This is a genomic window from Variovorax sp. P4_D9 (genome assembly GCF_056401695.1).
Window position 1 is genome coordinate 1 of the sequence record NZ_JBFUIU010001431.1, and the last position, 1,392, is coordinate 1,392.

Consider the following 1,392-nt stretch of genomic DNA (forward strand, 5'->3'; position numbering starts at 1 on the left):
AGCTTCTTGAAGAAGCGATACCGGCTGCGGATCATCCGGATACCGAAGGAGGTACTTTCGGTGTGGATGCACCAGACCGTCACCGCGCGATCGACGAAGTGATTGCTGTAGCCCTTGCGGAAGATGCGCAGGAACAGGTCGTCGTCCTCGAAGCCCATGAACTGCGAGTCGAAGCCCTGCACCGCGTCGAAGGCCACGCGGCTCACCAGCGTTGCCGAGGGCAGGACGAACATGTCGTAGCGCAAGAGGTCGAAGATGTTGGTCTTGGGGTGGTCCTTCGAGTGCTGCTTGATGAGCTGAGTGCGCACCACGTTGCCGTCGACGTCGGCCTCGTACAGATCCGCATACACGAAGCCGAAGCGCGCGTCGCCGGCGGGAATCGCGTCGACCAGGATCTCGATGTGGTTCGGAAGATAGAAATCGTCCTGGTCCAGGAAGCAGATGAAGGCCGAGGTCGAGACCGCGACGCCGGCATTGCGCGCCGAGCCCTGGCCGCCGTTCTCTTTGTCGATGATACGAAACGGATAGCGTCCGGCCAGCGCGCCGAGCGTCTCGCGCTCCTCGGCGCGCGAGCCGTCGTTGACCACGATCACCTCGTCGGCCGGCACGGTCTGGTTGAAGACGCTCTTGACCGCGCGATCGATGAAGTCGGCGCCGTTGTAGAACGGGATGACGACGACGACCGAGGGCCGAGCAGCGGGGGGGGAATCGTTCTTGTCGGGCATTCGGCGAGGCGGGGGTGATTTTCGGAAGGTCTCAGACGGATTCGAACAAGTCGCGGACGACGCCGCGCGTGCCGCGGCCGAACTTTTCGTAGCGGCCGGTCATGGCTTCGCGCAGCACCGGCAGGCAGCGCGCCACGCGGGACGCCGGCAGCGCGGCCCGGAAGCGCTGGTGTTCCAGCTTATCGCGCAGCTTCCGGATGGTATCCGGAGCCACCTGGTCGCCCAGGGAAAGCAGCCGCTCGAGCAGGAGTTCGGCCTTCAGGGCCCGCTCCTGGTGCGTGGTGCCGCGCGAAGCCAGGGCCTTCCTGACCTTTTCAATGAAGGAATCGCGGCGCGCACCGATCTGGTTGCTTTCGTGCTGGCGGTAGTCGATCAGTTCGTCCTCGAGCACGTCGACCCGGCCGACCGCCGAGGCGACGATGCCCAGCCACTCGTCGTGCAGCCACTCCTTGGGGAAGTCCAGCGCCTGGTCGAGCAGGGAGCGCCGAAACAAGGTGGTCGCGCCGGTGACCAGGTTGCGGCGCAGGAAGACGTCGAAGGCGCGGCCCTCGTGGATCCAGGCCCGTTCGAAGGACTTGACCTCCAGCGCATGGAACAGCGACTGCCCGAGGTCCTTCAGGGCGTCGTCGACCAGCCGGGCGTCGCTGTGCAGCAGCAGCAGGTCGGG

Annotated in this window: 2 protein-coding genes; both read right to left on the reverse strand. The window is 65.4% G+C overall.

Translation table 11 applies throughout. The features are described from left to right. Positions 1-725 (reverse strand): glycosyltransferase family 2 protein (locus tag AC1DY5_RS55685; protein WP_478122714.1); only part of this gene is annotated, 725 nt, incomplete at its 3' end. Between the two features lie 31 nt (positions 726-756). Next, a partial coding sequence (locus tag AC1DY5_RS55690; RefSeq protein ID WP_478122715.1) for a glycosyltransferase family protein occupies positions 757-1,392 on the reverse strand: 636 nt, incomplete at its 5' end.